The sequence below is a fragment of the Paenirhodobacter sp. genome, assembly GCF_047600745.1.
GTDB lineage: Bacteria > Pseudomonadota > Alphaproteobacteria > Rhodobacterales > Rhodobacteraceae > Rhodobacter.
The window spans coordinates 777,776-802,086 of sequence record NZ_JASGKI010000001.1; the positions used below are offsets into that span (position 1 = coordinate 777,776).

A 24,311-nucleotide genomic window follows, 5' to 3' on the forward strand; every position below is an offset into this window, starting at 1 on the left:
CGCCGAACATGACGAGGACGAGCATGACCCTTTCCGCCCCCCGGACCCTGACGATGACCTGCGCGCTTCTGGCGCTGACGGCCTGCGGGAACTTCGATCCGGACCTGCGCGGGTTGACCTCGCTGGGCTTCGACACCAGCGGCGCGGCGCGCGGCGCGACGGAATCGCGCCCCAGCCCGGACAGCCGTGGTGTGATTTCCTATCCGAATTACCAGGTCGCCGTGGCGCAGCGCGGCGATACCGTCGCCACCGTGGCGCGGCGGATCGGCATGTCGCCGCAGGAACTGGCCAGTTACAACGCCGTTTCGGCCAACACGCCGCTGAACAATGGCGCCGTCCTTGCCCTGCCCCGCCGGGTCGCGGATACACCGGCCAGTATCGCGCCCGTCACCGGAACGGCGCCCCATGACGAGCAGATCGACGTGACCTCGATCGCCTCGGCGGCGATCGACAGGGCCGCCCCCGCCGCTGCGCCGAAGGCACCGCCCGCCGGCACCGAACCCGTCCGCCACAAGGTCACGCGCGGCGAGACCGCCTATTCCATCGCGCGCTATTACAACGTCCCGGTGAAATCGCTGGCGGAATGGAACGGCCTGTCCTCCGACCTGGGCGTGCATGAGGGGCAGTTCCTGCTGATCCCGCCCGCCTCGGCGGCCTCCGGCTCCGCAGCGGTGACCCAACCCGGCGCGGGATCGCCCACGCCCGAGCCGCCCTCCGCCGCGAAGCCGCTGCCCACCGCCGTGCCGCCCAAGGCTTCGGCTCCGGTTGACAAATCCGCTGCCCCCGATCTGGGCGCCGGACGTTCTGCCAGCCAGTCGCAGATGACGATGCCGGTCTCCGGCTCCATCATCCGGCCCTATGTGAAGAAAAAGAACGACGGGATCGACATTTCCGCCGCCGCCGGAACCCCGGTGAAGGCCGCCGCCGCGGGCACCGTCGCCGCGATCACCAAGGACACCGAACAGGTGCCGATCCTGGTGCTGCGCCATTCCGACGGACTGATGACGGTCTATGCCAATATCGACAGCATCGCCGTCGCCAAGGGCGACACGGTGAAACGCGGCCAGACCATCGCCAAGGTCCGCTCCGGCGGCGAGGGTTTCGTGCATTTCGAGGTCCGCCAGGGCTTCGACAGCGTAGACCCGGTGCCCTATCTGGAGTGATCCCGTCTGGCGCCCGTATTTCCGTCCACGCTCCTGCGGGGAACAGACGATATCGGCGCCGCAGGCGATGCGATCACCGGTTCATCCCCGCGTCTGCGGGGGACAGTCCCAATCTTAGACGACCAACGCCATGCGGTTCGGTTCATCCTCGCATCTGCGGTGAACAGAAGCAGGCACCTGACTGGCAGATACCTTCCTTCGGTGTTCTTCTACGTCTGCGGGATTGGCGGGCGCGCCTCTGCCACCGTCAGGCAGCCCACAGGGCTCAGAGCGCGATACCGCGCCGTCCGGCCAGATCGGTGAAGAACTGCCACGCCACCCGGCCCGAACGCGCGCCACGGGTGGCCTGCCATTCGATCGCCTCGGCGCGCAACTCTTCGGGCGGGATCTCCACGCCGTAGACCGCGCAATAGCCGTCGATCATCGCCAGGAAATCATCCTGATCGCAGGGATGGAACCCCAGCCACAGCCCGAAACGGTCGGATAGGGAGACCTTCTCCTCCACCGCTTCCGAAGGGTTGATCGCGGTCGAGCGTTCGTTCTCGATCATGTCGCGCGGCATCAGGTGGCGCCGGTTCGAGGTGGCATAAAGCAGCACGTTCGACGGCCGCCCCTCGATCCCGCCATCCAGAACCGCCTTCAGGCTCTTGTAATGTTGATCGTCGTGGCTGAAGGACAGATCATCGCAGAACAGGATGAACCGCGCCTCGGCCCCGCGCAGATGCGCGAGCAGCCGCCCGACGGAAGGAAGATCCTCGCGCGCGAGTTCAACGAGCTTCAGGGCCAGCCCCTGCCGCAGCGCCTCGGCATGGACCGCCTTCACCAGCGAGGATTTGCCCATCCCCCGCGCGCCCCAAAGCAGCGCATTGTTCGCCGCCGCCCCGCGCGCGAATTGCAGCGTATTGGCCAGCAGCGTATCGCGCGCCCGGTCGATCCCGCGCAGCAGCGCAATATCGACGCGGCTGACCGAAGCCACCGGTTCCAGCCGGTCCGGCCCGGTGTGCCAGACAAAGGCATCGGCGGCGGCGAAATCCGGCGCGGGTGCAGGCGGCGGCGCCAGACGCTCCAGCGCCTCGGCCACGCGGGTCAGCAGATCACTCATCGTCTTCCTCGACCCAGGTTCCTTCGGCGCGCATCTTCGCCTCGCGCGCCTTCTCGATACGGCGGATCAGCCAGATCGAAATTTCGTAAAGCGGATAGATCGCGGCGAACAGGATGATCTGGCTCATCATGTCGGGCGGTGTCACCACGGCGGCCACGATCAGGATCAGCACGACCGCATATTTCCGGATCGAGGCGAGTCCCTTCGACGACACCAGCCCCGCTTTCCCCATCAGCGTCAGCAGCACCGGCAGCTGGAAACAGATCCCGAAGGCCATGACGAATTTCGTGGTCAGCGCCAGATATTCCTCGACCGAGCCCTGGAAGCCGATCGCCGCGAGTTCATTTCCGCCCTCGATCACCCCACCCTGCTGAAAGCCGAGGAAGAAGCTGAAGGCGATCGGCAGCACGACATAATAGGCGAAGGCCGCGCCGAGCAGGAACATCAGCGGCGAGGCCACCAGGAACGGCAGGAAGGCGTTCCGCTCGGATTTATACAGCCCGGGTGCCACGAAGCGCCAAAGCTGATAGGAGATCACCGGAAACGCCAATGCGAAACCGCCGATGAACGAAATCCGGATCGCGACGAAGAACCCTTCCTGTAGCTTGATCAGCACCAGGTTGCAGGCCTGCCCACGCTGTTCCAGCGCATGGCAGATCGGCCGGGTCAGGAAGTTGAAGATCGGGTTCCAGACCGAATAGGCGATGATCATCGCCACCACGAAAGCGGCCAGCGAATACAGCACGCGGTTGCGCAGTTCGGCCAGATGCTCGATCAGCGGCGCGGCGGAATCGTCGATCTCGTCGCTCATGCCTCGTCCTTCTTTGCGGCCTTCTTGCGGGGCTTCGGCGCGGTTTCGGCCTTGGCGGGCTTCGCCTCCGCTTCGGCCTTGGGGGCACGCGGCTTGCGCGGCTTCGGCGCTTCGGCGACCGGGGCAGGTTCCGGGGCGACCGGGGCCGGTTCGTCATCCGGCTCGAACGATTCCTCGGCGGCATCCAGACCGGGATCGGGCTGCAACGGCGCCTGCGGCGCCGTCCGCGACGGGGATGGGAATTTCGGATCCCACTTCTCGAATTTCTCGGTCGCGCGTTCCAGCGCATCGAGGCCGAGCGACTTCTTCGACGCCATCCCCTTCAGGTCGGCGGCATCCAGCCCGGTCTCCTTCGCGGCATCCTCCATCGCGCGCGAGAATTCGCGCGCCATCTGCCGCGCCCGCGCGGTGATCCGCCCCAGCGTGTGGAACATCACGGGCAGATCCTTCGGCCCGACGACGATCAGCGCGACGACGCCGATCAGCAGAAGTTCGCTCCAACCGATATCGAGCATGGCGGCGGGCCCGCGGGCCTCAGACCTTATCCTTGTCGACCGGCGGCGGCGTCACATCGCGGGCCTTGTCCACCTGCGCGTCCTCGATCTCTTTCGTGCCGTCGTTCACGCCCTTCTTGAAGGCGGTGATGCCCTTGCCGACCTCGCCCATCAGCGAGGAAACCTTGCCCTTGCCGAACAGCACCAGCACGACGACGGCGATCAGCAGAAGGCCCGGCAGGCCGATGTTTTGGAACATGTCAGTCTCCCCGGCACGGAGGCCCCGCGCCTGTTTACGTTGGTTTCCACATTTACGACCGGGCGCGGCGCAATCAAAGAGCGATTCCGCCATCTCACGCAAGTTTTTGCCGGTTCGCCGCTGGATCGTGCGCAAATCCCGGATTAATCTGCGCCCATGCCGATGTCCGAAGCCGTCACAGCCTTCGTCACGCTTTTCGTCGTGGTCGATCCGATCGGCCTCGTGCCGCTGTTCATTGCGCTCACGCGGGGCATGTCGGCGCAGGCGCGGCTGGCGGTGGGGATGCGGGCGCTGCTGGTCGCGGCGGGGCTGCTGACGCTGTTCGGGCTGTTCGGCGAAAGGCTGCTCTCCTCAATCGGGATCTCGATGCCCGCGTTCCGGATCTCGGGTGGGGTGCTGCTGTTCCTGACCGCGCTCGACATGCTGTTCGAGCGCCGCACCCAGCGGCGCGAAAACCAGTCCGCCGCCCATGCCGAGGATACCGCCGACGACCCGTCCGTCTTTCCCCTCGCCACGCCGCTGATCGCGGGGCCGGGCGCGCTGGCGACGATGGTGCTGCTCGCGGGCGGGCCGCCGCATGGCTGGATCCATCTCGTGGAGGTGCATCTGGTGATGCTCGCGGTGCTCGCCTCGGTCATGGCGATGTTCCTCATCGCGACGCCGGTTTCGCGCATCCTGGGCCGGACCGGGATGATGGTGATGACGCGGCTCTTCGGGATGCTGCTTGCCGCACTCGCGATCCAGTTCATCCTCGACGGGCTGCGCGGCGCGGGGATCATTGCCGGAATCGGCGCGCGCTGATGCTGGATGACCTCTCCCCCCGGCTTGATCTATCTGGCGCTCCTGCTGATGGCTCTGGGCGGCTATTTCTTCGCCGCGCTGCGCGACAGTCCGGGGCGGGTGCTGCAACAGATCTCGGTCTGGGGGCTGATCTTCATGGGGCTGATCGCGGGCTATGGCCTGTGGGATGACGTCCGGGCAACGCTGCTGCCGCGACAGAGCGTGATGGAGGACGGCCGGATCGAAATCCCGCTCTCGCCGGACGGGCATTATTACCTGACGGCGCGGGTGAACGGCACGCCGGTGCGCTTCGTCGTCGATACCGGCGCCACGCAGATCGTCCTCAGTCGGCGCGATGCGGAGCGGGCGGGGATCGCGGTCTCGGGCCTCGCCTTCACCGGACGGGCGCAGACCGCGAACGGCCTTGTCCCCACCGCGCCGGTACGGCTCGCCACGATCGACATCGGCCCGATCCACGACAGCGACATCCGCGCCGTGGTGAATGACGGAGAGATGGATGGATCGCTGATGGGGATGACCTACCTCACCCGCTTTGCCCGGGTCGAGTTCAACGGCAACCGGATGATCCTCGAACGCTGATCTTGCCGTGCCGCGGGTTTGCGCTATTCTGCGCGCAAACAGGGGGGGCCGGATGAAAGCCATTCTTTTCGCGGCGGCGCTCGCCGTCACCGGCCTGCCCGCCTGCGCCGCGCCCGTGGCCGAACGGCAGAAGCCTGTCACCATCAGCAACGACCCCGGCGGCGACATCGCCGAATACGTCGCCCGGCGCCAGAAGCTGGCCGCATCCGGTCGGCCCGTGGTGATCCGCGGCAAATGCTATTCTTCCTGCACCATCCTGATCACCCTGCCGAATGCCTGCCTCGACCCGAAGGCCGTGATCGGCTTTCACCAGCCGAGCGCCGGGAACGGACGCGGCATGCCGCTCCTGAACCCGCTGATCGCGCATTATTACCGCAACGGCATCCTCGACATGTGGAACCGCAAGTGGAGCCGTTCGACCAGGCTGGCGAAGATTTCGGCAAAGGATTACGTCCGGCTCGATCCGCAGACCCGGCTCTGCCGCTAGAGCCAGTGCTTCCAGCGGAAGAAGGCCCAGGTTCCGAGCGCCGACAGCAGCATCAGCACCAGCGCGAGCGGATAGCCCCAGCCAAGTTCGAGTTCCGGCATATGGGTGAAGTTCATGCCATAGACCGAGGCGATCAGCGTCGGCGGCATGAACAGCGCGGCCACGACCGAAACGATCCGCACCGTGGTGTTCTGCGCCAGATTGATCATCCCCAGCGTCGCATCGACCGACAGCGACACCCGCGAGCTGAGGAAATCGCCATGCACCGCAAGCGAGCCGATGTCGCGGATCTGGTTCTTCACGATCGCATGCAGATCCTTGCCCTCGGGATGCGCGGCCAGGGTCTGATCGAAGAACGACAGCGCCCGTTCGAGCGTCAGCAGCCCGAGCCGGATCCGCCCGAGCAATTCGCCCTGTCGGCCCACCTGACGCAGCGCGTGCTGCAACTCGTCCTGCGGCGCCTCGCCCAGCACCCGCACCGAAACCGCATCCAGCGCCCGGCCGATGCCTTCGAGCAGATCGGCCTGCCGCGCCACGATTTCCTCGATCAGGCCCAGGAAGATCCGCTCCGGCGTGGTGCAGCCCGCCATCGACCGGTCGGCGCGGTCGGGGAATGTCTCGAAACTGCGCGGGGTGTGGTGGCGCACGGTCACCAGCCGATCCCGCCCCAGGATGAAGCTGACCGGCCCCGAAACCGACCGCCCGTCGGGCAACTGCCCCGGTAGCACCACCGTCATGCAGTCGAGCCCGTTTTCGCGATAAAGCCGGTTCGACAGTTCGATCTCTTCCATATCGGCGAGCGTCGGCACCTCGACGCCAAGCGCCGCGACCGCCGCCACCTGACTGTCGAGCGGCCGATACAGGTCGATCCAGATCGCCTGCCCGATCTGCGCCCCCGGAACCATCGGCGTATCCTGATCGAGCCGGTCGAGGCCATGGGCCCCGGGACTATAGGCATGCAGCATGGCGGCTCCCGCTTCGGCTGTTTTGCCCATGGGTATCGGCCCCGCGCGCGAAATCAAGCCCCCGGCTCGCGGAGAGTTGCGCAGCCCCGGGCAAAGCTCTCTCGATTTCTCCGCGCGGCCATGTTATCGCCCAAACTGGACCGGAACCGGCAAGCCTCTCACCGTCGGGCCGATCCGACATCACGATGACATTCTCGAAAAGGGCAGCAACAGATGGCTGCAAACGATCCCGCCCCCCCGCGCGCGACGGCTCCGGTCGATGTGGCGGAAATGACCGCGCGCGCCAATCAGGCCGCGGCGCTGCTGAAGGCGCTGTCCCACGAGGGGCGGCTGATGATTCTGTGCCACCTGTCCACCGGTGAAAAATCGGTGACGGAACTCGAACGCCTGCTTGGTCAGCGGCAGGCCGCGGTGAGCCAGCAACTCGCCCGGCTGCGCGCCGATGGGCTGGTGCAGGCGCGGCGCGACGGCAAGGCGATCTATTATTCGCTGGGCGATCCGCGCGCGGGCCGGGTCGTCGGCCTGCTTTACGAAATGTTCTGCGGCTAGAGCCAGACGGCCTGCGCGGCCTTGTCCCAGCCCAGCGTCAGCCTTTCGCCCTCCGCGATCACCGGCCGCTTCATCAGCGCCGGATGCGCCGCCAGCAGATCCGCCGGGGCCGCCGCGCGCTCCGCCTCGGACAGCCCGCGCCAGGTGGTCGAGGACCGGTTCACCAGCCTCTCGCCGAACGCCGCCAGAAAGCGCCCGATCTCCGCCGCGCTCAGCGGTTCGGCCCGGACATCGCGGAAATCGACCCTGTGCCCGGCCTGCTCCAGCGCCTTGCGCGCCTTGCGGCAGGTGTCACAGGTCGGAATGCCATAGAGTATCATGTTTCCTCCGTCAGCCGCCCGGCATCGAGCCGCAGGATACGGTCCATCCGCGCGGCGAGGTCAAGGTTATGCGTCGCGATCAGCGCCGAAAGCCCGGTTTCCCGCACCAGATCCATCAGCACGGCGAACACCGTGTCCGAGGTCGCCGGATCCAGGTTCCCCGTCGGTTCATCCGCCAGCAGAAGCCCCGGCGCATTGGCGAGCGCCCGGCAGAAGGCCACCCGCTGCTGCTCCCCCCCGACAGCGCCGAGGGCCGGTGATCGCAGCGCGCCGACAGCCCGACCCGGGCCAGAAGCTCCCGCGCCCGCGCCCGCGCCGCCGCCCGGCCAACGCCATTGGCCAACTGCGGCAGGACCACGTTCTCCTCGGCGGTGAATTCCGGCAGCAGGTGGTGGAACTGATAGACGAAGCCCAGCTGATCGCGCCGCGCCTCGGTCCGGCGCCGGTCCGACGCCCCGGTCAGATCGGTGCCGCCGATCACCACCCGCCCCGCATCGGGCGTATCAAGCAGCCCGGCGATATGCAGCAGCGTCGATTTCCCCGCGCCGGAGGGCGCCACCAGCGCCACCACCTGCCCGCGCGGGATAGACAGATTGATACCGCGCAGCACCGAAATCTCGCCGGGCTTGCCCCGATTATAGGACTTTTCCAGGTTTTCGAGCAGCAGAACGTCACTCATAGCGCAGCGCCTCCACCGGGTTCATCCGCGCCGCCCGCCGCGCCGGGAAGATCGTCACCACGAAGCTCAGCCCAAGCGCCAGCGCGACGGATTTCGCCACATCCCAGGGCAGCAGCTTCGCCGGCAGTTCATAGATACCCCGGATCGACGGATCCCAGACCCCGCCGCCGTTCAGCCAGTTCACGAAGGCCATCACCTGATCGAGATAGGTCGCGAACAGCACCCCCACCAGCAGCCCCGCCGCCGTGCCGATCACCCCGGTGAAGGCGCCGCACAGGAAGAACACCCGCATGATCGACCCTTCGGTCAGCCCCATGGTGCGCAGGATGCCGATGTCGCGGCCCTTGTTCTTCACCAGCATGATCAGCCCGGAGGTGATGTTCATCGTCGCGATCAGCACCAGAACTGAGAGGATGACGAACATCACGTTGTCCTCGATCGTCAGCGCGCGCAGGAAGCTGCCCGAGGCATCGCGCCAGGACCAGAGTTGCGTGCCCGGCCCCCCGGCCTCGTAAAGCTGTGCCGCCCAGTCATCGACCCGCTCCGGATCGGTCACATCCACCGCGATCTCATCCGCCCCGCCCTCGCGGTTGAAGAAGGACTGCGCCTCGGCGAAGGGCATGTAGATCCGGGTCTTGTCGATGTCATAGCGGCCCGACGAGAAGATATAGACCACATCGTAGCCGTTCACCCGCGGGCTGGTGCCGAAGGCGGTCTGCACCCCGTTCGGCGACATCAGCAGCACCCGGTCGCCCACCGACACGCCCAGCTCGCGCGCCATCTCCGCCCCCATCGCGATCCCCTGCCCGAAGGCATCGAGATCGCCATAGCCCGTGGTCGGATCGGCGATGTTCGGGATCGTCTTCAGATCGGCGGCGGAAAGCCCGAAGACCTCGGCGACATTCGAGCGGTCGTTGAAGGTGGCCATCACCTGACCCCGGATCTGCGGCGCGGCGCGCGTCACCCCGGGGATCGCGGCGATCCGGGCGGCGCGGTCCTGATAATCGCGCATCAGGGGCGAGAAGATGCCGCTGTCGGGCACCACCTCCTGCGGCTGCGCATAGACGGTGACATGGGCGTTGGAGCCGAGGATCGTGCCGACGAATTCCGCCCGGAACCCGGCCCGCACCGCCAGCGTGATGATCAGCGCGGCAACGCCCAGCATGATGCCGATCAGGCTGATCCAGGTCATCACCGAAACGCCGCCCTCGGCGCGCCGCGCCCGCAGATAGCGCCAGGCGATCATGAATTCAAAGGGGGCAAAGGGTGCGGTGCGTCTGGCCATGAGGGGCTCCCGGAAGTCGGCGCAAGCTGGCCCGCGCCGCTGGTGAGGTCAAGCCCGGAACCGCATCCGGGGCTTCACGCCTCGGTCAGGGCGCGGTGAAATCAAGCGCCTCGGGCAGGTGCAGCTTGAACTCCGTCCCCTCGGCGTCGCTGCGCACCAGATCCAGCCGCCCGCCATGGCCGCGCACCAGTTCCGCCGAAATCGCAAGGCCCAGCCCCGTGCCCCCCTTCTTCGCGCTGCCGGAGAACGGCTGGAACAGGTTCTCCTTCGCGCGCTCCGGCAGGCCCGGCCCGGTGTCCTGCACCCGGATCCACCAGCCCTCGGGCTCCTCGCCCGCGCCGATTTCGATCGTGCCGGGCTTCCCCGTGGCCTCGATCGCCTGCCGCGCGTTGCGCACCAGGTTCGACAGCACCCGATACATCTGTTCGCGATCCGCCCGGATCACCAGATTCGGCGCCACATCGGTCACGAAGTCGATCTGCGCGGCATCGGCGGGGGGGCGTTCACTGTCCAGCACCTCCTGCACCAGCGCATGCAGCATGAACCGCGACAGGCTGGGCGGCGGCTCCTCGGCCTTGCCGAAGGCCAGCGTCGTCTCGCACAGGTTCACCGCGCGCGAGATCGAATTGATCAGCTTCGGCGCCGAGCGCTTCACCGCCGGATCGTCCGAATCCTCCATCCGGTCGGCGAAAAGCTGCGCCGTGGTCAGGATGTTGCGCAGGTCGTGGCTGATCTTCGCCACCGCCTGCCCCAGTTGCGCCAGCCGCTCGCGCTGTTTCAGCGCCGCCGTCAACTGCCGCTGCATCGAGGCCAGCGCCTCCTCCGCCACCCGCAGTTCCTCGATCCGCGCCTCGGGGGCGATCACGCGGCGGGCATCGTCGGGCGCCTCGGCATAGGCGGTGATATGCGCCACCACCCGTTTGATCGGCACCACCATCAGCCGCCGCACCGCGAGGAACAAAAGCACCGCCGTCGCCACCGACACCACCGCCGACAGCGTGAGCAGCCGCAGCCCGTATTCGATCATCTCGATCCGCATCGCCCCGGTGGCGAGCGTGACCTCGATCACCTGCCCGCCCTTCTGCACCGGCTGGCCGACGACGCGGATGATTTCGTTCTTCGGATTGATCAGTTCCGACAGCGAATCGTGGATCCGGCTCCAGAAGGTCGACTCGCGCAGATCGAAGGTGGCCGAAATCGGCTGTGGAATCGGCGAGGACAGCACCAGTTGCCGCGCCGCATCGCGCCGCAGCACGACGTTGTAGACCCCCGCGTTGTTCAGCAGTTCCCGCTCCAGATCCGGTTCGATCACCTGATCCGTGGTGAGCAGCGCGAGCGAGGCGATCTGCGCGCGTTCGAGCCGCGTCAGCAGGTAATCCTCGCGGAAATTCGCGATCCCGGGCACCAGGATGAACACTTCCGTCAGCACGACGAAGATCGTCGTGAGGATCAGGAACCGGCCGGAAAGCGTGTTCAGTTTCATCTTGTCGCGCGTCGCGGCTGCCCTCCCGTGGTCCCGTCGCGGGCCCTGTGTCGCCATCCGGTTGAAATAGCAGCCGCCGCGCGGAATATACAGGGGCCGCGCAGGGCAATGGCGGTTCCCGGCCGGGAAAAAGACGCACAGGAGAATTGACTTGCGGCCCCGTTACCCCTAAAGACCGGCCTCGAATATGAGCGGCAGCCGAATCCGGCAGGTTTTGCGTTGCCCGACCGTAAAACGAAATCGGAGTAGACCGCGATGAAACGCACCTTCCAGCCGTCCAACCTCGTGCGCGCGCGCCGTCATGGTTTCCGTGCCCGCATGGCGACCAAAGGGGGCCGCAAGGTTCTGAACGCGCGCCGCGCCAAGGGCCGCAAGGTTCTGTCGGCGTAAGGCCCGGACCTGCTGCCATGCTGCCGCCGGAGGCTCCCGTGACCGACCTTCAGGGCCGGGGTGCGGGAAGCGCACCGGCGGTTTCCGTTTGCCTGGAGACCCTGCGCAAACGCCCGGACTTCCTGCGCGCGGCTTCGGCCCGGCGGCAGGCGGTGACGGGATTTCTGGTGCAGGCGCGCGAACGCCAGCCCGGCGAACCGGCCGGGATCGTGCGCGTGGGCTTCACCTGTTCCAAGAAAGTCGGCAATTCGGTGCTGCGCAACCGGGCGCGGCGGCGGCTGCGCGAGATCGCGCGGATGCTGCTGCCGGAACTGGCGCGGCCCGGTTGGGATTATGTGCTGATCGGGCGGCAGGACGTGACGATCGCCCGCAGCTTCGCCGACCTGCAAAACGACCTGCGCGAAGCCATGGCCCGGGTCCATGACGCCAAACCCCGCCCCTATCAGCCCCGCCGGGGCAAGGGATGAGCCCGCTCGCCCACCTTCTGGCGCTTCCGGTGCGGGGCTACCGGCTGCTGCTCAGCCCCTGGGTCGGGCATGGCTGCCGGTTCCAGCCGACCTGTTCGGCCTATGCACTTGAGGCGCTGGAACGCCACGGCGCCGTGAAGGGCGGGTGGCTGGCCGCGCGGCGGGTCTGCCGCTGTCATCCCTGGGGCGGGCATGGTTACGATCCGGTTCCCGGATCCTGCTGCGAGGAGCACCGCGATGCTTGACGACGAAGACGCGCCGATCCATCCGCTCTTTGCCGGGGCGCCCTCCTCGACGGAATTCAAGAAGCTGCGCAAGCGGATCGTGCGCGAAACCCGCGAGGCGATCGAGACCTACGGCATGGTCGAACGCGGCGCGCGCTGGCTGGTCTGCCTGTCGGGCGGCAAGGACAGCTATACCCTGCTCGCCGTACTGCACGAGCTGAAATGGCGCGGGCTGCTGCCGGTTGACCTTCTGGCGTGCAACCTCGATCAGGGCCAGCCCGGCTTTCCGGCCACCGTCCTGCCCGAATTCCTCGCGCGGATGGGCGTGCCGCACCGGATCGAATATCAGGACACCTATTCGATCGTGAAGGAAAAGGTGCCCGCGGGCCGGACCTATTGCGCGCTGTGTTCGCGCCTGCGCCGGGGCAACCTGTATCGGATCGCGCGTGAAGAGGGCTGTTCGGCGGTGGTTCTGGGCCATCACCGGGACGATATCCTTGAGACGTTTTTCATGAACCTGTTCCACGGCGGGCGGCTGGCGACGATGCCGCCGAAACTGCTGAACGAGGACGGCGATCTGTTCGTCTGCCGCCCGCTGGCCTTCGTGGCCGAGCGCGACTGCGACCGTTTCGCCCGCGCGATGAACTATCCGATCATCCCCTGCGACCTCTGCGGCTCGCAGGAGGGGCTGCAACGGATGCAGGTGAAGCAGATGCTCGACGGTTGGGAGCAGCGCACGCCCGGCCGCAGACAGGTGATGTTCCGGGCCCTGATGAACGCCCGGCCCTCGCATCTGTGCGACCCGTCGATCTTTGATTTCGCGGGGCTGATGCGCGGAGAAAGCGCGCATTTTACGGAACAGGTGCCGGTCATCCGGCATACGGATTAACCTGATCCTAGCGATCACGGCCTAGTTTCCCTCGGGCAAGGTACTGCGGAAGGGGAATCACATGGGCTGGACTCGCGATTGGGCTGTATCTGTCCGGACCCTTGGCGGACGGGCGGGCCGGGTGTTCCTCCGCCGTGAACTGATTCCCTTCCTGCCGGCGATCGCGCTGGCCGGGCTGTGGTTCGGTCATGAATCCATGCTTCTTCTCGGCATGACGGCGATGGCGGTGGCCTGGCTGACGCGACCCGCCCCCACCGAGGCCAGCGACACCGACCCGGTGACCGGCCTGCCGCAACGGGCCGAGGCGGAGAGGATCCTCGATGGCCTGCTGGAGGCCACGGCCCGCAACGGGTTGAACACCGCCTGCCTCGTGGTGGGCCTCGACGATGCCGAGCCGCTGCGGCAGCGCCTCGGGCACGGGGATTTTGAAACGCTCCTGCAACGCATGGTCGACCGGCTGCGCACCACCCTGCGCGACGCCGACCGCATCGCCCGGCTGGAGAACGCGCGTTTCGCCATTCTCCTGACCCCGACACCGAAGCCGGACCTGGAAAACATGATCCAGCTCGCCGTGCGGCTGCAAACCGCCTGCGAACTCGCGCTGCCGGTCGGGGCGCGCACCCTCGACCCCACCGTCCATGTCGGCATCTGCCTGAGCGAACGCGCCCCGGTGAGGCGTGGCGCCGCGATGATCATGGCCGCCGAAACCGCCGCAACCGAGGCGCAGGCCCAGGGTCCGGGGGCGATCCGGGTGTTTTCCGACAGCACCTCGCCCGAGGTCAGGATGCGCGAGGAACTGGCCGGAGAGATCGCCGCCGCACTGGAACATGGCCAGATCATCGCCTATTTTCAGCCCCAGATCAGCACCGACACCGGAGAGGTTTCGGGAATGCTCGCCGTGCCGCGCTGGCTGCATCGGTCGCGCGGCGCGCTCGGCCCCGACGACATCCTGTCCGCGGCGGCGGCGCAGAACCTGCTTGGTCGGCTCCATGACGTGATGCTGCATCATGCGCTCGACGCGCTGCGCGGCTGGCGGCGGCTGGGTATCGACGCCGGGCCGGTCTCGCTGGCGATCACGCCAGAAATGCTGACGGACAGCCGCATGGCGGACAAGCTCAGCTGGGAACTCGACCGGTTCGACGTCGAGGCGGACAGGATCTGTCTCGTCCTGGACCAGAACGTCCTGGTACAGTTCGACGATTCTCCGGTGTCGCGCAATCTTGCGGCCTGTGCCGCGATGGGCTGCGCCATCGAACTGGCGGGATTCGGCGCTGGCCCCCTGTCCGTTCAGGCGATCCGCAGGACGCAGATCCGCCGCGTCCGGCTGCCGCGATCTCTGGTCACGCGCGTCGACCGCGACGCCGACCAGCAGCGCATCGTCGCGGCGGTGATCTCGATGGCGGAGGGGCTGGAGATAGAAACCCTCGCGGAGGGCGTCTCGACCCTGGGGGAGAACGCCCTGCTCGCCCAACTCGGCTGCCGCCATGTGCAGGGAAGCGCGATCGCCGCCCCGATGCCGTTCGACGAAACCCCGCCCTGGATTGCCGCGCACCGCGTCAAGCTCGGCGCGACGCCGCGGATTCCCACGCGCCGCGGAGTCTGACGCGCAACCCGCGCGAACGTGTCCGGGTTTTCCGCCTTCCGGCGGGGCAGGATCGGAAAACCGGGGGAAAACCGCTTGACGTTTCGCCCCCCCTTCTGTTGAACCGGGCGAAACCCGGACCGGCAGGCGGAAAAATCCCTCATGGAAAGCCAGAACAAGAACCTCATCATAGCGACGATCCTCTCGGTGCTCGTCCTGATCGGTTGGACCTATTTCTTCCCACCGGCAACCCCGACACCGAACAGCAGCACGACCACCTCTGAGCAGACCGCGGAGGTGACGGCGCCACAGCCCGCCCCCAATGCCTCGCTCGACGCGACGGCAGCCGACACCGCGACGGAGAACGCCCCGCGCGTGGCAATCGACACGCCCGAACTGACCGGCTCGATCTCGCTGGTCGGCGGACGGTTCGATGACCTGTCGCTGAAGGCCTACAAGGAAACGCTGGCCCCGGAATCGCCCCTCGTGCGTCTTCTGGCGCCGGTCGGCGGCGAGATGAACGCCACGCATCCCTATTACGCCGTTTACGGCTGGTCCCCCGCCGCCGGGATGGATCCCGCGCTGGTTCCGGGGCCGAAAACCGTCTGGACCGCACCGGCGGATGCGGTGCTGACGCCGCAGACCCCGGTCACCCTGAGCTGGGACAATGGCGCGGGGCTAAAATTCAGCCGCACGATCTCGGTGGATGACAACTACCTGTTCACCGTCACCCAGGCGGTGGAGAACACCACCGGCGCACCGGTGCGGCTGGCCCCCTATGGGATCGTCGCGCGCCACGGCATCCCGGACGCCTCGCGCGTCTATGTCCTGCACGAAGGCGCGGTCCGGATGACCGACGGCAAGCTTCAGGAAATCAAATACAAGAACATCACCAAGCTCGACCAGGCGGCGGGCGAAGGTCAGGCCGATGTGCTTCAGGGTGCTGAGAACGGCTGGGTTGGCTTTACCGACAAATACTGGATGACGACGCTGGTTCCGGCGGACGGCAATTTCACCTCGGTGGTGAAATACACCCCCGGCGCTGACCTCTATCAGGCCGAGATCCGCCTGCCGGTGCTCGAAGTCGCGCCCGGCGCCACCGCGGCGGCACAGACCCGGCTCTTTGCCGGTGCCAAGGAATGGGAAGTCATCAAGCATTATCAGGATGATACCGGCATCTTCCGCTTTGTCGATTCGATCGACTGGGGCTGGTTCTTCTTCCTGACGAAACCGATGTTCCGCCTGCTGCACTGGCTGCATGGCGCGATCGGCAACATGGGCTGGGCGATCGTCGCGCTGACCTTCATCATCAAGCTGATCGTCTTCCCGCTGGCGCGCAAATCCTACATCTCGATGGCGAAGATGAAGGAACTCCAGCCCGAGATGGAAAAGCTGAAGGAAACGGCCGGGAGCGACCGGGCGAAGATGCAGCAAGGCATGATGGAGCTTTACAAGAAGAACAAGGTGAACCCCGCCGCGGGCTGCCTGCCGATCCTGTTGCAGATCCCGATCTTCTTCTCGCTCTACAAGGTGATCTACGTCACGATCGAACTGTATCACGCGCCCTGGTTCGGCTGGATCCGCGACCTTTCGGCACCCGATCCGTCGTCGATCCTGAACCTGTTCGGCCTGCTGCCCTTCGCCACGCCGGAGCCGCACAGCATGCTGTTCATGTTCTCGCTCGGCGTGCTGCCGATCCTGCTCGGCATCTCGATGTGGTTCCAGCAGAAGCTGAACCCGGCGCCGACGGATCCGAGCCAGGCGATGATCTTCGCCTGGATGCCCTGGGTGTTCATGTTCATGCTGGGCAGCTTCGCTTCGGGCCTCGTGCTTTACTGGATCGCGAACAACACGATCACCTTCATCCAGCAATACACGATCATGTCGATGCACGGGCACCGGCCCGACCTATTCGGCAACATCAAATCGGGCTTCAAGCGCAAGAAGCCCGAGGCCGCCCCGCCGAAGAAGAAATGATGGCAACCCTCGCCCATATCTTCCGGCATCCGATCAAGTCGATCGGGTATGAGGAAATCCGGACCGCGTTCCTCGAAGAGGGGCGCGTTCTGCCTTTCGACCGGCTCTGGGCGGTGGCGACCGAACAGGCGAAATTCGACGGCCCGCTGACCGGCTGGGCGTCGAAGATGAATTTCGTGCGCGGCGCGGCGGCCCCCGGCCTGATGGCTGTGGCGGCGCGGACCCATGACGACGGCACGATCGAACTGACCCATCCGGAGCTGTGGCATCTGCGGATCGACCTGGACGACCCGGCGGATCAGGTCAAGCTGATGGAATGGCTGCGGCCGCTCTGGGCCGGGCGCCCTGCCCCGCGCAGCGTCGAGCGTCCGGGCGTTGCCCTGACCGATCAGCGAGAGGCGCGGATTTCCATCCTGTCGCTGTCCTCGCTCGCCGATTTCGGGGCACGGACCGGGGTGCCGATGTCGCCGCACCGGTTCCGCGGCAATCTGTGGGTGGCCGGCTGGGCGCCCTGGGCCGAACGTGATCTGACCGGGCGCCGGCTGCGGATCGGCCCGGCGCAGGTCGAGATCGTCGCGCCGATCGGCCGCTGCCGCGCAACCCATGCCAACCCCGAAACGGGTGTCGAGGATCTGGACACGCTGGCCGCGCTGCGCGCCGCCCATGGCGACCAGGATTTCGGCCTGTTCGGGGTCGTGACAAGGCCGGGCGAAATCGCGCGCGACGATGTGGTGGAGATCCTCTGATGCAGATGCAATTCACGCTCGCCCCCGAGCCCGACGACATCACCCGCGAGCGGGGCCGGATGCTGTTCGCCGCGCCGGTCGAGTTCCTCAAGGGCGTCGTCGCGATGTCCGGCATGCCGCCGGGGGACCGGCTGGAGGTCTGTTTCGCGGGCCGCTCGAATGTAGGGAAATCCTCGCTGATCAATGCGTTGACCAACCGCAAGAACCTCGCCCGGGCGTCGAATACCCCGGGCCGGACGCAGGAGATCAACTTTTTCACCACCACCGGCGGCCCCTATCTGGTCGACCTGCCGGGCTACGGCTTCGCCGAGGCGCCGGTGCCGGTGGTGAAGAAATGGCAGGAGCTGCTGAAGGCCTATCTGTCGGGGCGGGTGAACCTGCGCCGGGCCTTTGTTCTGATCGACGCGCGCCACGGGGTGAAGAAGGTCGATGACGAAATCCTGAGCCTGCTCGACCGCTCCGCCGTGACCTTTCAGGTGGTGCTGACCAAGGTAGACAAGATCGGCCGCACCGAGCGCGACACGGTGATCGAACAGGTAAAGGGCGCGCTGGCGAAACACCCCGCCGCCCATCCGGAAATCGTCGTGACCTCTTCGGAAAAGGGCGAGGGGGTCGAGACCCTGCGCAGCATCATCGCCACGCTGGTTTAAACGTGCTGGCCGCCGTTGACCTCGATTTCCGTGCCGGTGACGTAGCTTGAGGCGTCGTTGCACAGGAACCAGATCACATCGGCCACTTCGGCGGGCAGGCCCAGGCGGCGCAGCGGCAGCATTTCGGCGATCTTCTCGGTGCCGGGCGACAGGATCGAGGTGTCGATCTCGCCCGGCGCGATGGCATTGACCCGCACGCCCAAGGGGCCGAAATCCAGCGCCATTTCCCGGGTCAGCGCCTTGAGCGCGGCCTTCGACGTCGAATAGGCGGCGCCCGCAAAGGGATGCACCCGCGACCCGGCGATGGAGGTGACATTGACCACCGCGCCCTGCGCCGCCGACAGTTCCTCCTTCAACCCGCGCGCCAGAACGATCGGCGCGAAGAAATTGACGTGGAACACCTGCCCCCAGGTCCGAAGGTCGGTCTCGATCGAATTCAGCCGCGACCCGCCCGGCCCCTTCGGCGAAATCCCCGCATTGTTGACCAGCGCATGCAGCCGCCCGTCCAGCCGCGAGCGGATATCCTCGATCGCTTCCATCGTCTGCGCCGGATCGGCAAGGTCCAGTTCGATATGGTCCTCGGCCCCGCCCCAGGGGCATTTGTCGGAAAACGGCTGGCGCGAGCAGGTCAGGATCCGCCAGCCTTCGCGCGCGAATCGTTTCACCGTGGCATGGCCGATGCCCCGGCTGGCCCCTGTCAGCAGCAGAACCTTGCGATCATCCATCAGCGCCTCCTGTTTACGGCCAAACTAAACCCCTTGGCGGCGATGGCAATGCCCTTGGCAGGGCAAAGGTTTGGCCGTAACACTGACGCCGGTTTTTCCCCGGGGGCAGAGGATGAAAAAGCAGATGATGGATCGCGACTGGACCGCCACCGCCCGGACCCTGTCCGAGGCGCTGCCCTATCTGCAACGCTATACCGATGCCGTGGTGGTGGTGAAATTCGGCGGCAATGCGATGGGCGACGACGATGCGATGGCCGAATTCGCCCGCGACATCGTGCTGATGAAGCAGGTCGGCATGAATCCGGTCGTGGTGCATGGCGGCGGGCCGATGATCAACGACATGCTGAAGAAGCTGGGGATCCAGTCCGAATTCGTGCGCGGCAAGCGTGTCACCGACAAGGCCACGGTCGAAGTGGTGGAAATGATCCTGTCGGGCCTTGTGAACAAGCGCATCGTGCAGGCGATCAACGATCAGGGCGGCCGCGCGGTGGGGATTTCCGGCAAGGACGACGACCTGATGGTCTGCGAGCCGGACGATCCGGAGCTGGGCTTCGTCGGCAAGCCGGTCGAGATGAACGTGCAGGTGATCCGCGATCTGTATTCCGCCGGGATCATCCCGGTGATCGCGCCGGTCGCCACCGGCGTGAAGGATAACGAGACCTTCAACGTCAACGGCGACACGGCGGCGGGCGCGATTGCCGGCGCATTGCAGGCCGACCGGCTGCTTCTGCTCACCGATGTCGCGGGGGTGAAGAACAAGGCGGGCGATGTCATCACGCAGATGAGCCCCGAAGAGGTTCAGGCCCTGATCGAGGACGGCACGATTTCCGGCGGCATGATCCCGAAGGTGGAAACCGCGTTGCAGGCGGTGAAGGAAGGCGTGCGCGCGGCGGTGATTCTGGACGGGCGGCGGCCGAATGCCTGCCTGCTGGAATTGTTCACCGAACACGGGGCGGGGTCGATCATCCGCTCGACCACGCCGCGGGTCAAGCCGCGCCGCCGGTGACGCCGCTGTTCGTCTCCGGCGCGCTGCATGAGGGCGCGGAGACGATCTATCTGCTATCGCCCGACGAACCCGGGTTCTGGCGCCATGTGACGGCACAGCCCGAATTCGCCGATGGCCGGGCCGATCCGCTCGACCGCTGGTCGGAACGGGTGATCGGTGCATTGGCGGCGGAAATGGGCGGGCGGGCGCTGTTTCCTTTTGGCGGGGCGCCGTTCTACGATTGGGCGCTGCGCTCGGGGCAGTTCTTCGCGGCGCCGGTCCGGCTTCTGGTGCATCCGCGGATGGGGCTTTGGGCCTCGTTTCGGGGGGCGGTGGCGGTGCCGGGGCACCGGCCCCTGCCCGCGCCCGCGGCCTCGCCCTGCGATGGTTGCCCCGCGCCCTGTGCCGCCGCCTGCCCCGCGCTGACGCGGGCGGGCTACGATCTGGCGCTTTGTCACGATTTTCTGTCGCAGGCGGATTGCCTTTCAATGGGTTGTGCGGTGCGTTACGCTTGCCCCGTCGGCCTTGGCTATGGCAGGCTGCCGGAACAATCTGCTTGGCACATGAGGCAATTCACCAATGACACCCGCCGGATACCGCCGCCTGATCCTCACGCGCCACGCCAAATCGAGCTGGGATGACCCGGAGACGGCCGACATCGACCGTCCGCTGAATGCCCGGGGGCAGGCGGCGGCGCGCGAACTGGGCGATTTTCTGGCCTCGCGCGGGCTGGAACCCGAGGAAGTCCTTTGCTCCCCCGCGCTGCGCACGCGCGAAACCTGGGCCGGGGTGCAGGCGGCGGTGCTGGAGACGCTGCCCGAGGTGCGCTATATCGACGCGCTCTATCACGCCGCGCCGGAGGCGATGCTCGCCGTGCTGAAAACGGCGACTCAGCCGACGGTGATGATGCTGGGCCACAATCCCGGGATCGCGGAACTGGCGGCGATGCTGCCTTCGCGCCCGATCTTCGATCCGGATTTCCGGAAATATCCGACCTGCGCCACCCTGATCGTCGATTTTCAGATCGACGACTGGGCGCAGGTGCGGCCCGGATTCGGCTCGGTGCTCGACTTCTTCACGCCCTCGGAACGGGGGAAGTAGTCAGACGCCGACATCGGGACCGGGACAGTTCAGCGGCTGGCTGCTCTCCTGAAGCGAGATCAGCGGCTCGCCCTCTGCATCCCCCTCGAACCGCGCCATCAGGCCAGAGGGCGACGCGTGGAAGGTCCAGCATTGCAGGGGCGTGTCGTCGTGATAGTCGAAACAGATCTGCTCGCCCTGCTGGAACCAGTCGCCCTCGCGGCACGCGCCGCCCTCGAAGGCCCAGACGACCTTCTGCCCGGGGCGATATTCCTCGGTGCCATAGGGGCGCCCGTCCGAGGTGTAGGTGATCGTCTTGCCCCGGGTGCGGGCGTCGAATTCCGCGGCCGTCATCGGCGGACCGAGCGGTTCCTCGGCAAGAGCCGCGAGGGGCAGCAGCAGCAGGGGCAGGACAAGGCGCATCGGTTCTCTCCGCTCGACGCGGGCAGAGTGCCCCAAGCCGCCCGCGAGGGAAAGCCACCTCCGCGTGAGGTCAAAGCCACCGCACCCGGGGATCCATGATCCGGTGCCACAGCCGGGGAAACAGCGCGATCGTCGCCATCACCGGCAGCGAGCGCGGCAGCATCGGATGCCCGCCCTCGCCCAGCCGCAGCGCCGGATAGGGCCGCGCGGGATGGGCGTGGTGGTCCGAATGGCGCGGCGCGTTCAGCATCCACAGCGACGACACCGGCGCCGCCGCATCCCAGCTATGCGCCGGGCCGACGGGTTCGTAGCCCGTGGCGGTGCGGCGCCGTTCCAGCCCGTAATGCTGGACGTAATCCGACAGCAGGCTCTGCATCTGCGCATAGATCGCCAGCCCCAGATAGGCCGCGAGGCCCCCCAGCCCGAACAGCAGCACCATCCCCCAGACAAAGCCGATCCCGCCAAGGATATAGGTGTAATACGGGTTCCAGCGCTGCTTGCGCGCGGCCTCGGCCCGCCAGCCGGCGATGAATTCCCCGGGCCAGGCCAGCTTCAGCCAATCCCAGTAGCTTTCGCCCAGAACGGCGGTGTTCGGGTCTTCGCGCGTCGCCACCAGCCGGTGATGCACCAGCCGGTGCGCCGAGGCATGATGGCCGTAAAGCAGCGAGATATAGACCCACATCCCCAGCCGGAACAGCCGCCGGTCGGCGCGGTGGATCAGCTCATGCGCATTGGCGTTGGAGACCTGTCCGAAGAACAGCCCCGCACCCCAGAACAGCCCGATCCGCGCCCAGATGCCAAGCCCCGTCATCCCGGAGACCGCCGCCACGACCAGCACCAGCAGCACGAAATGCGCCCCCGCCAGCGTGACCGAGAGCGTATCGGCGGCGGGAAATTCGGCGCCTTCGGGCGCATCGGGCGAGCGCGGCAGCAGCCGGTCCGCCAGGTGCATCAGCCCTGCGACCCACAGCACCGCCAGCCACGGCCACCAGCCGCCGAAGAAACAGCTCAGCACCAGAAACGGCACCGGCAGGAAGGTGAAGACGGCAAACAGATCCACGCCCGGCACGGCCTTGCCGATCCGGGTCAGGCCGCTCAGCGGGGTCTTGTCGGGAGATTCGGTCATGGCGCCGATTGCGCCACGGCGCGCGCCCGGGCGCAAGTCCTCTCGGCAGGAAACGGCCAACCCCTTCCATCGCGGGGCGGTATCCAGTAGGGGAAGGGAAACCGGAGTGCGCCCATGTCCTTCTTCTCCAAGCTCAAGTCGCGCCTGACCCGTTCGTCCTCGAAGCTGGAGGAAGGGCTGGAGGCCGTCGTCAACGAGGCCCCCCCGCCGGCACCGGAGCCCGAACCCGCGGCGAAACCGGGCCTGATCGGGCGGCTGCTGGGCCGCGAGACCCGGCCCGATGAGCCGCGCCGCGAGCTTGACGACGAGATGCTCGAAAGCCTCGAAGAGGTGCTGATCGCCGCCGACATGGGGGTGGACACCGCGCTGCGCGTCGCCGCCAACCTCGCCGAGGGGCGGATGGGCAAGCGGCTTTCGGTGCGCGAGATCAAGGGCCTGCTGGCCGACGAGATCGCCCGGATCATGGAACCGGTGGCAAAGCCGATGCCGCTTTATCCGAAGCGGCCGCAGGTGGTGCTGGTCGTGGGGGTGAACGGCTCGGGCAAGACCACGACGATTGGCAAGCTCGCGTCGCAGTTCCGCGCGGCGGGCAAGACGGTGGTGATCGCGGCGGGCGATACCTTCCGCGCGGCGGCGGTTGAACAGTTGAAGGTCTGGGGTGAACGTGCCGGGGTGCCGGTGCTGACCGCGCCCGAAGGGTCGGATCCGGCCTCGCTGGCCTTTGACGCGATGACGCGGGCGGAGCAGGACGGTGCGGATCTTCTGCTGATCGACACGGCGGGGCGGTTGCAGAACCGCGCCGACCTGATGGAGGAACTGGCGAAGATCGTGCGCGTGATCCGCAAGAAGGATCCGACCGCGCCGCATAACACGCTGCTGGTGCTGGACGCGACCACCGGGCAGAACGCGCTGAGCCAGGTGGAGATCTTCTCGAAGATCGCCGATGTGTCGGGGCTGGTGATGACCAAGCTCGACGGCACGGCCAAGGGCGGGGTGCTGGTGGCGCTGGCCGACCGCTTCGGCCTGCCGATCCATGCGATCGGCGTGGGCGAGCAGATCGACGACCTGTCGCCCTTCGACCCGGAGGATTTCGCCCGCGCGCTGGTCGGGGTGGATGACTGACACCGCCCCCGCCGCCCGCATGACCTCCCCCGGGGACGACGCATGGGCGAGCTGATCGCGGGGATCGAGGGCACGCCCGCGGGCGTCCGGGCGGCGCTCGTGCTGGCGCTGATGGCGGCCTTCCTGCATGCGCTGTTCGGCGCGCTGCAAAAGGGCCGCTTCGACCCCTGGATCAGCCGCGCCGCGATCGACATCTGCGCCGGGCTGATGGCGGCACCGGTCGCGCTGTTCGTCGTGCCCTGGCCCGAGGCCCATATGTGGCCGGTCTTCGCGGGCATGGTGGTGATCCATATCTGCTACAAGGTGTTGCAGGCGATGACTTATCAGCGCGGCGCCTTCACCGTGGTCTATCCGGTGGTGCGCGGCTCGGCGCCGTTCTTCGCGGTGATCGGCTCCGGCCTGCTGTTCGGCGAGCATTTCAACGCGGGCCAATGGGCGGGGCTCGGTGTGCTGCTGGCGGGGATCTTCGGCCTTGCGCTCTACAATCTGCGCACCGTCACGGTGGACCGCGAAACGATGGTTCCCGCGCTGGCGCTGGCCTGTGCGACGGGGGCCTTCGTCGCGCTCTACACCAATTACGACGCCTGGGGGGTGCGGGCGACGCGTGACCCGTTCACCTTCATCGCCTGGTTCTTCTTTCTCGACAGCCTCTTCATGCCGCTCTACACGCTGCGGCGCTGGCGCAACTTTCCGTCACAAGATGTTGTGCCCTTGCTGAAAAAGAGTGTGCTGGGCGCCTTTGTCGCGTATTTCTCCTTCGGGTCGATCATGATGGCCACGCGGCTCGGCCCGGTGGGCAAGGCGGCGGTGCTGCGCGAGACATCGACCGTTTTCGCGGCGCTGATCGGCTGGCTCGTGCTGGGCGAGAAGGTCGGGCCGCGGCGGACCGCTTTCATGGCGCTGATCGCCACGGGCGCCGTGATCGTGGAACTGGCAGGCGGGGGTTGA

At 66.9% G+C, this 24,311-nt stretch carries 29 protein-coding genes and 1 pseudogene; 18 read left to right on the plus strand and 12 right to left on the minus strand.

The annotated features are described in order from the left end of the window. The first annotated feature begins 23 nt into the window (after positions 1 to 23). Entirely contained in the window at positions 24 to 1,163 is a 1,140-nt protein-coding gene (locus QM789_RS04160; RefSeq protein WP_420350687.1) for a peptidoglycan DD-metalloendopeptidase family protein, read from the plus strand. Between the two features lie 265 nt (positions 1,164 to 1,428). On the opposite strand, the gene QM789_RS04165 is transcribed toward QM789_RS04160, so the two are convergent. The 4 genes from QM789_RS04165 to QM789_RS04180 are packed head-to-tail and all read right to left on the minus strand — an operon-like array spanning position 1,429 to position 3,829. Continuing rightward, entirely contained in the window at positions 1,429 to 2,265 is an 837-nt protein-coding gene (locus QM789_RS04165; RefSeq protein ID WP_420350688.1) for an ATP-binding protein, read from the minus strand. Continuing rightward, a complete protein-coding gene (gene tatC, locus QM789_RS04170; RefSeq protein WP_420350689.1) occupies positions 2,258 to 3,076 on the minus strand; it encodes a twin-arginine translocase subunit TatC in 819 nt (272 codons plus the stop codon). The genes QM789_RS04165 and tatC overlap by 8 nt, the downstream gene beginning before the upstream one ends. Then, entirely contained in the window at positions 3,073 to 3,591 is a 519-nt protein-coding gene (tatB, locus tag QM789_RS04175; RefSeq protein ID WP_420350690.1) for a Sec-independent protein translocase protein TatB, read from the minus strand. Before tatB ends, tatC begins: the two co-directional genes overlap by 4 nt. A gap of 19 nt (positions 3,592 to 3,610) precedes the next feature. Continuing rightward, a complete protein-coding gene (locus tag QM789_RS04180) occupies positions 3,611 to 3,829 on the minus strand; it encodes a twin-arginine translocase TatA/TatE family subunit (protein WP_420350691.1) in 219 nt (72 codons plus the stop codon). Between the two features lie 156 nt (positions 3,830 to 3,985). Between QM789_RS04180 and QM789_RS04185 the strand changes: the two genes are divergently transcribed. From QM789_RS04185 to QM789_RS04195, 3 genes are read left to right on the plus strand one after another with little or no spacing between them, the layout of a single operon-like run. Beyond that, on the plus strand, positions 3,986 to 4,630 hold the full coding sequence (locus QM789_RS04185) for a MarC family protein (RefSeq protein WP_420350692.1): 645 nt from the start codon (positions 3,986 to 3,988) through the stop codon (positions 4,628 to 4,630). Between the two features lie 6 nt (positions 4,631 to 4,636). Then, entirely contained in the window at positions 4,637 to 5,209 is a 573-nt protein-coding gene (locus tag QM789_RS04190) for a retropepsin-like aspartic protease family protein (RefSeq protein WP_420350693.1), read from the plus strand. Between the two features lie 52 nt (positions 5,210 to 5,261). Further along, positions 5,262 to 5,696: a hypothetical protein gene (locus QM789_RS04195; RefSeq protein ID WP_420350694.1), complete on the plus strand. Its 435-nt coding sequence runs from the start codon at positions 5,262 to 5,264 to the stop codon at positions 5,694 to 5,696. Here the strand turns inward: QM789_RS04195 and QM789_RS04200 are convergent. Beyond that, entirely contained in the window at positions 5,693 to 6,661 is a 969-nt protein-coding gene (locus tag QM789_RS04200) for a magnesium transporter CorA family protein (RefSeq protein ID WP_420350695.1), read from the minus strand. The genes QM789_RS04195 and QM789_RS04200 overlap by 4 nt on opposite strands. Positions 6,662 to 6,874: 213 nt before the next feature. Between QM789_RS04200 and QM789_RS04205 the strand changes: the two genes are divergently transcribed. Continuing rightward, positions 6,875 to 7,210 carry an ArsR/SmtB family transcription factor gene (locus QM789_RS04205; RefSeq protein WP_420350696.1) on the plus strand — a complete coding sequence of 112 codons (336 nt, stop codon included), beginning with the start codon at positions 6,875 to 6,877 and terminating at the stop codon, positions 7,208 to 7,210. Here QM789_RS04205 and QM789_RS04210 read toward each other — a convergent pair. The 4 genes and pseudogenes from QM789_RS04210 to QM789_RS04225 form a co-directional block, all read right to left on the minus strand. Next, positions 7,207 to 7,530, minus strand: a complete 324-nt coding sequence (locus QM789_RS04210; protein WP_420350697.1) for an arsenate reductase family protein — start codon at positions 7,528 to 7,530, stop codon at positions 7,207 to 7,209. The genes QM789_RS04205 and QM789_RS04210 overlap by 4 nt on opposite strands. Beyond that, positions 7,527 to 8,209: pseudogene (locus QM789_RS04215) on the minus strand (ABC transporter ATP-binding protein). Before QM789_RS04215 ends, QM789_RS04210 begins: the two are co-directional and overlap by 4 nt. Beyond that, a complete protein-coding gene (locus tag QM789_RS04220; protein ID WP_420350698.1) occupies positions 8,202 to 9,494 on the minus strand; it encodes a lipoprotein-releasing ABC transporter permease subunit in 1,293 nt (430 codons plus the stop codon). Before QM789_RS04220 ends, QM789_RS04215 begins: the two are co-directional and overlap by 8 nt. Before the next feature lie 85 nt (positions 9,495 to 9,579). Then, positions 9,580 to 10,977, minus strand: a complete 1,398-nt coding sequence (locus tag QM789_RS04225; RefSeq protein ID WP_420350699.1) for a sensor histidine kinase — start codon at positions 10,975 to 10,977, stop codon at positions 9,580 to 9,582. 255 nt (positions 10,978 to 11,232) lie between these two features. On the opposite strand from QM789_RS04225, the gene rpmH reads away from it, so the two are divergent. From rpmH to yihA, 8 genes are all read left to right on the plus strand, one after another. After that, on the plus strand, positions 11,233 to 11,367 hold the full coding sequence (gene rpmH / locus QM789_RS04230; protein ID WP_128186791.1) for a 50S ribosomal protein L34: 135 nt from the start codon (positions 11,233 to 11,235) through the stop codon (positions 11,365 to 11,367). A gap of 17 nt (positions 11,368 to 11,384) precedes the next feature. Further along, positions 11,385 to 11,834, plus strand: coding sequence for a ribonuclease P protein component (gene rnpA / locus QM789_RS04235; RefSeq protein ID WP_420350700.1), 450 nt, complete (start codon positions 11,385 to 11,387; stop codon positions 11,832 to 11,834). Next, positions 11,831 to 12,079: a membrane protein insertion efficiency factor YidD gene (gene yidD / locus QM789_RS04240; RefSeq protein WP_420350701.1), complete on the plus strand. Its 249-nt coding sequence runs from the start codon at positions 11,831 to 11,833 to the stop codon at positions 12,077 to 12,079. The genes rnpA and yidD overlap by 4 nt, the downstream gene beginning before the upstream one ends. Further along, positions 12,072 to 12,947, plus strand: a complete 876-nt coding sequence (gene ttcA, locus QM789_RS04245; RefSeq protein WP_420350702.1) for a tRNA 2-thiocytidine(32) synthetase TtcA — start codon at positions 12,072 to 12,074, stop codon at positions 12,945 to 12,947. Before yidD ends, ttcA begins: the two co-directional genes overlap by 8 nt. A 61-nt stretch (positions 12,948 to 13,008) precedes the next feature. Then, positions 13,009 to 14,550: an EAL domain-containing protein gene (locus QM789_RS04250; protein WP_420350703.1), complete on the plus strand. Its 1,542-nt coding sequence runs from the start codon at positions 13,009 to 13,011 to the stop codon at positions 14,548 to 14,550. A gap of 141 nt (positions 14,551 to 14,691) precedes the next feature. Then, positions 14,692 to 16,506, plus strand: coding sequence for a membrane protein insertase YidC (gene yidC / locus QM789_RS04255; RefSeq protein WP_420350704.1), 1,815 nt, complete (start codon positions 14,692 to 14,694; stop codon positions 16,504 to 16,506). After that, on the plus strand, positions 16,506 to 17,252 hold the full coding sequence (locus QM789_RS04260) for an MOSC domain-containing protein (protein WP_420350705.1): 747 nt from the start codon (positions 16,506 to 16,508) through the stop codon (positions 17,250 to 17,252). Before yidC ends, QM789_RS04260 begins: the two co-directional genes overlap by 1 nt. Beyond that, on the plus strand, positions 17,252 to 17,902 hold the full coding sequence (gene yihA / locus QM789_RS04265; protein ID WP_420350706.1) for a ribosome biogenesis GTP-binding protein YihA/YsxC: 651 nt from the start codon (positions 17,252 to 17,254) through the stop codon (positions 17,900 to 17,902). The genes QM789_RS04260 and yihA overlap by 1 nt, the downstream gene beginning before the upstream one ends. Here yihA and QM789_RS04270 read toward each other — a convergent pair. Beyond that, entirely contained in the window at positions 17,899 to 18,627 is a 729-nt protein-coding gene (locus QM789_RS04270) for an SDR family NAD(P)-dependent oxidoreductase (protein ID WP_420350707.1), read from the minus strand. The two genes, yihA and QM789_RS04270, sit on opposite strands and share 4 nt — an antisense overlap. A gap of 127 nt (positions 18,628 to 18,754) precedes the next feature. Here QM789_RS04270 and argB point away from each other — a divergent pair, with 127 nt between their 5' ends. From argB to QM789_RS04285, 3 genes are read left to right on the plus strand one after another with little or no spacing between them, the layout of a single operon-like run. Further along, the gene (argB, locus tag QM789_RS04275; RefSeq protein WP_420350760.1) at positions 18,755 to 19,633 is read left to right on the plus strand and encodes an acetylglutamate kinase; all 879 of its coding nucleotides are present in this window, start codon (positions 18,755 to 18,757) and stop codon (positions 19,631 to 19,633) included. Then, entirely contained in the window at positions 19,630 to 20,253 is a 624-nt protein-coding gene (locus QM789_RS04280; protein ID WP_420350708.1) for a ferredoxin, read from the plus strand. Before argB ends, QM789_RS04280 begins: the two co-directional genes overlap by 4 nt. Further along, the gene (locus QM789_RS04285; protein WP_420350709.1) at positions 20,192 to 20,713 is read left to right on the plus strand and encodes a SixA phosphatase family protein; all 522 of its coding nucleotides are present in this window, start codon (positions 20,192 to 20,194) and stop codon (positions 20,711 to 20,713) included. Before QM789_RS04280 ends, QM789_RS04285 begins: the two co-directional genes overlap by 62 nt. On the opposite strand, the gene QM789_RS04290 is transcribed toward QM789_RS04285, so the two are convergent. Together QM789_RS04290 and QM789_RS04295 are read right to left on the minus strand one after the other, a co-directional pair. After that, entirely contained in the window at positions 20,714 to 21,115 is a 402-nt protein-coding gene (locus tag QM789_RS04290) for a hypothetical protein (protein ID WP_420350710.1), read from the minus strand. It lies immediately after the preceding gene. A 70-nt stretch (positions 21,116 to 21,185) separates the two neighbouring features. Further along, positions 21,186 to 22,241, minus strand: a complete 1,056-nt coding sequence (locus tag QM789_RS04295) for an alkane 1-monooxygenase (protein ID WP_420350711.1) — start codon at positions 22,239 to 22,241, stop codon at positions 21,186 to 21,188. Positions 22,242 to 22,355: 114 nt separating this feature from the next. Here QM789_RS04295 and ftsY point away from each other — a divergent pair, with 114 nt between their 5' ends. Together ftsY and QM789_RS04305 are read left to right on the plus strand one after the other, a co-directional pair. Then, positions 22,356 to 23,363, plus strand: coding sequence for a signal recognition particle-docking protein FtsY (ftsY, locus tag QM789_RS04300; protein ID WP_420350712.1), 1,008 nt, complete (start codon positions 22,356 to 22,358; stop codon positions 23,361 to 23,363). A gap of 42 nt (positions 23,364 to 23,405) precedes the next feature. Continuing rightward, on the plus strand, positions 23,406 to 24,311 hold the full coding sequence (locus tag QM789_RS04305) for an EamA family transporter (protein WP_420350713.1): 906 nt from the start codon (positions 23,406 to 23,408) through the stop codon (positions 24,309 to 24,311).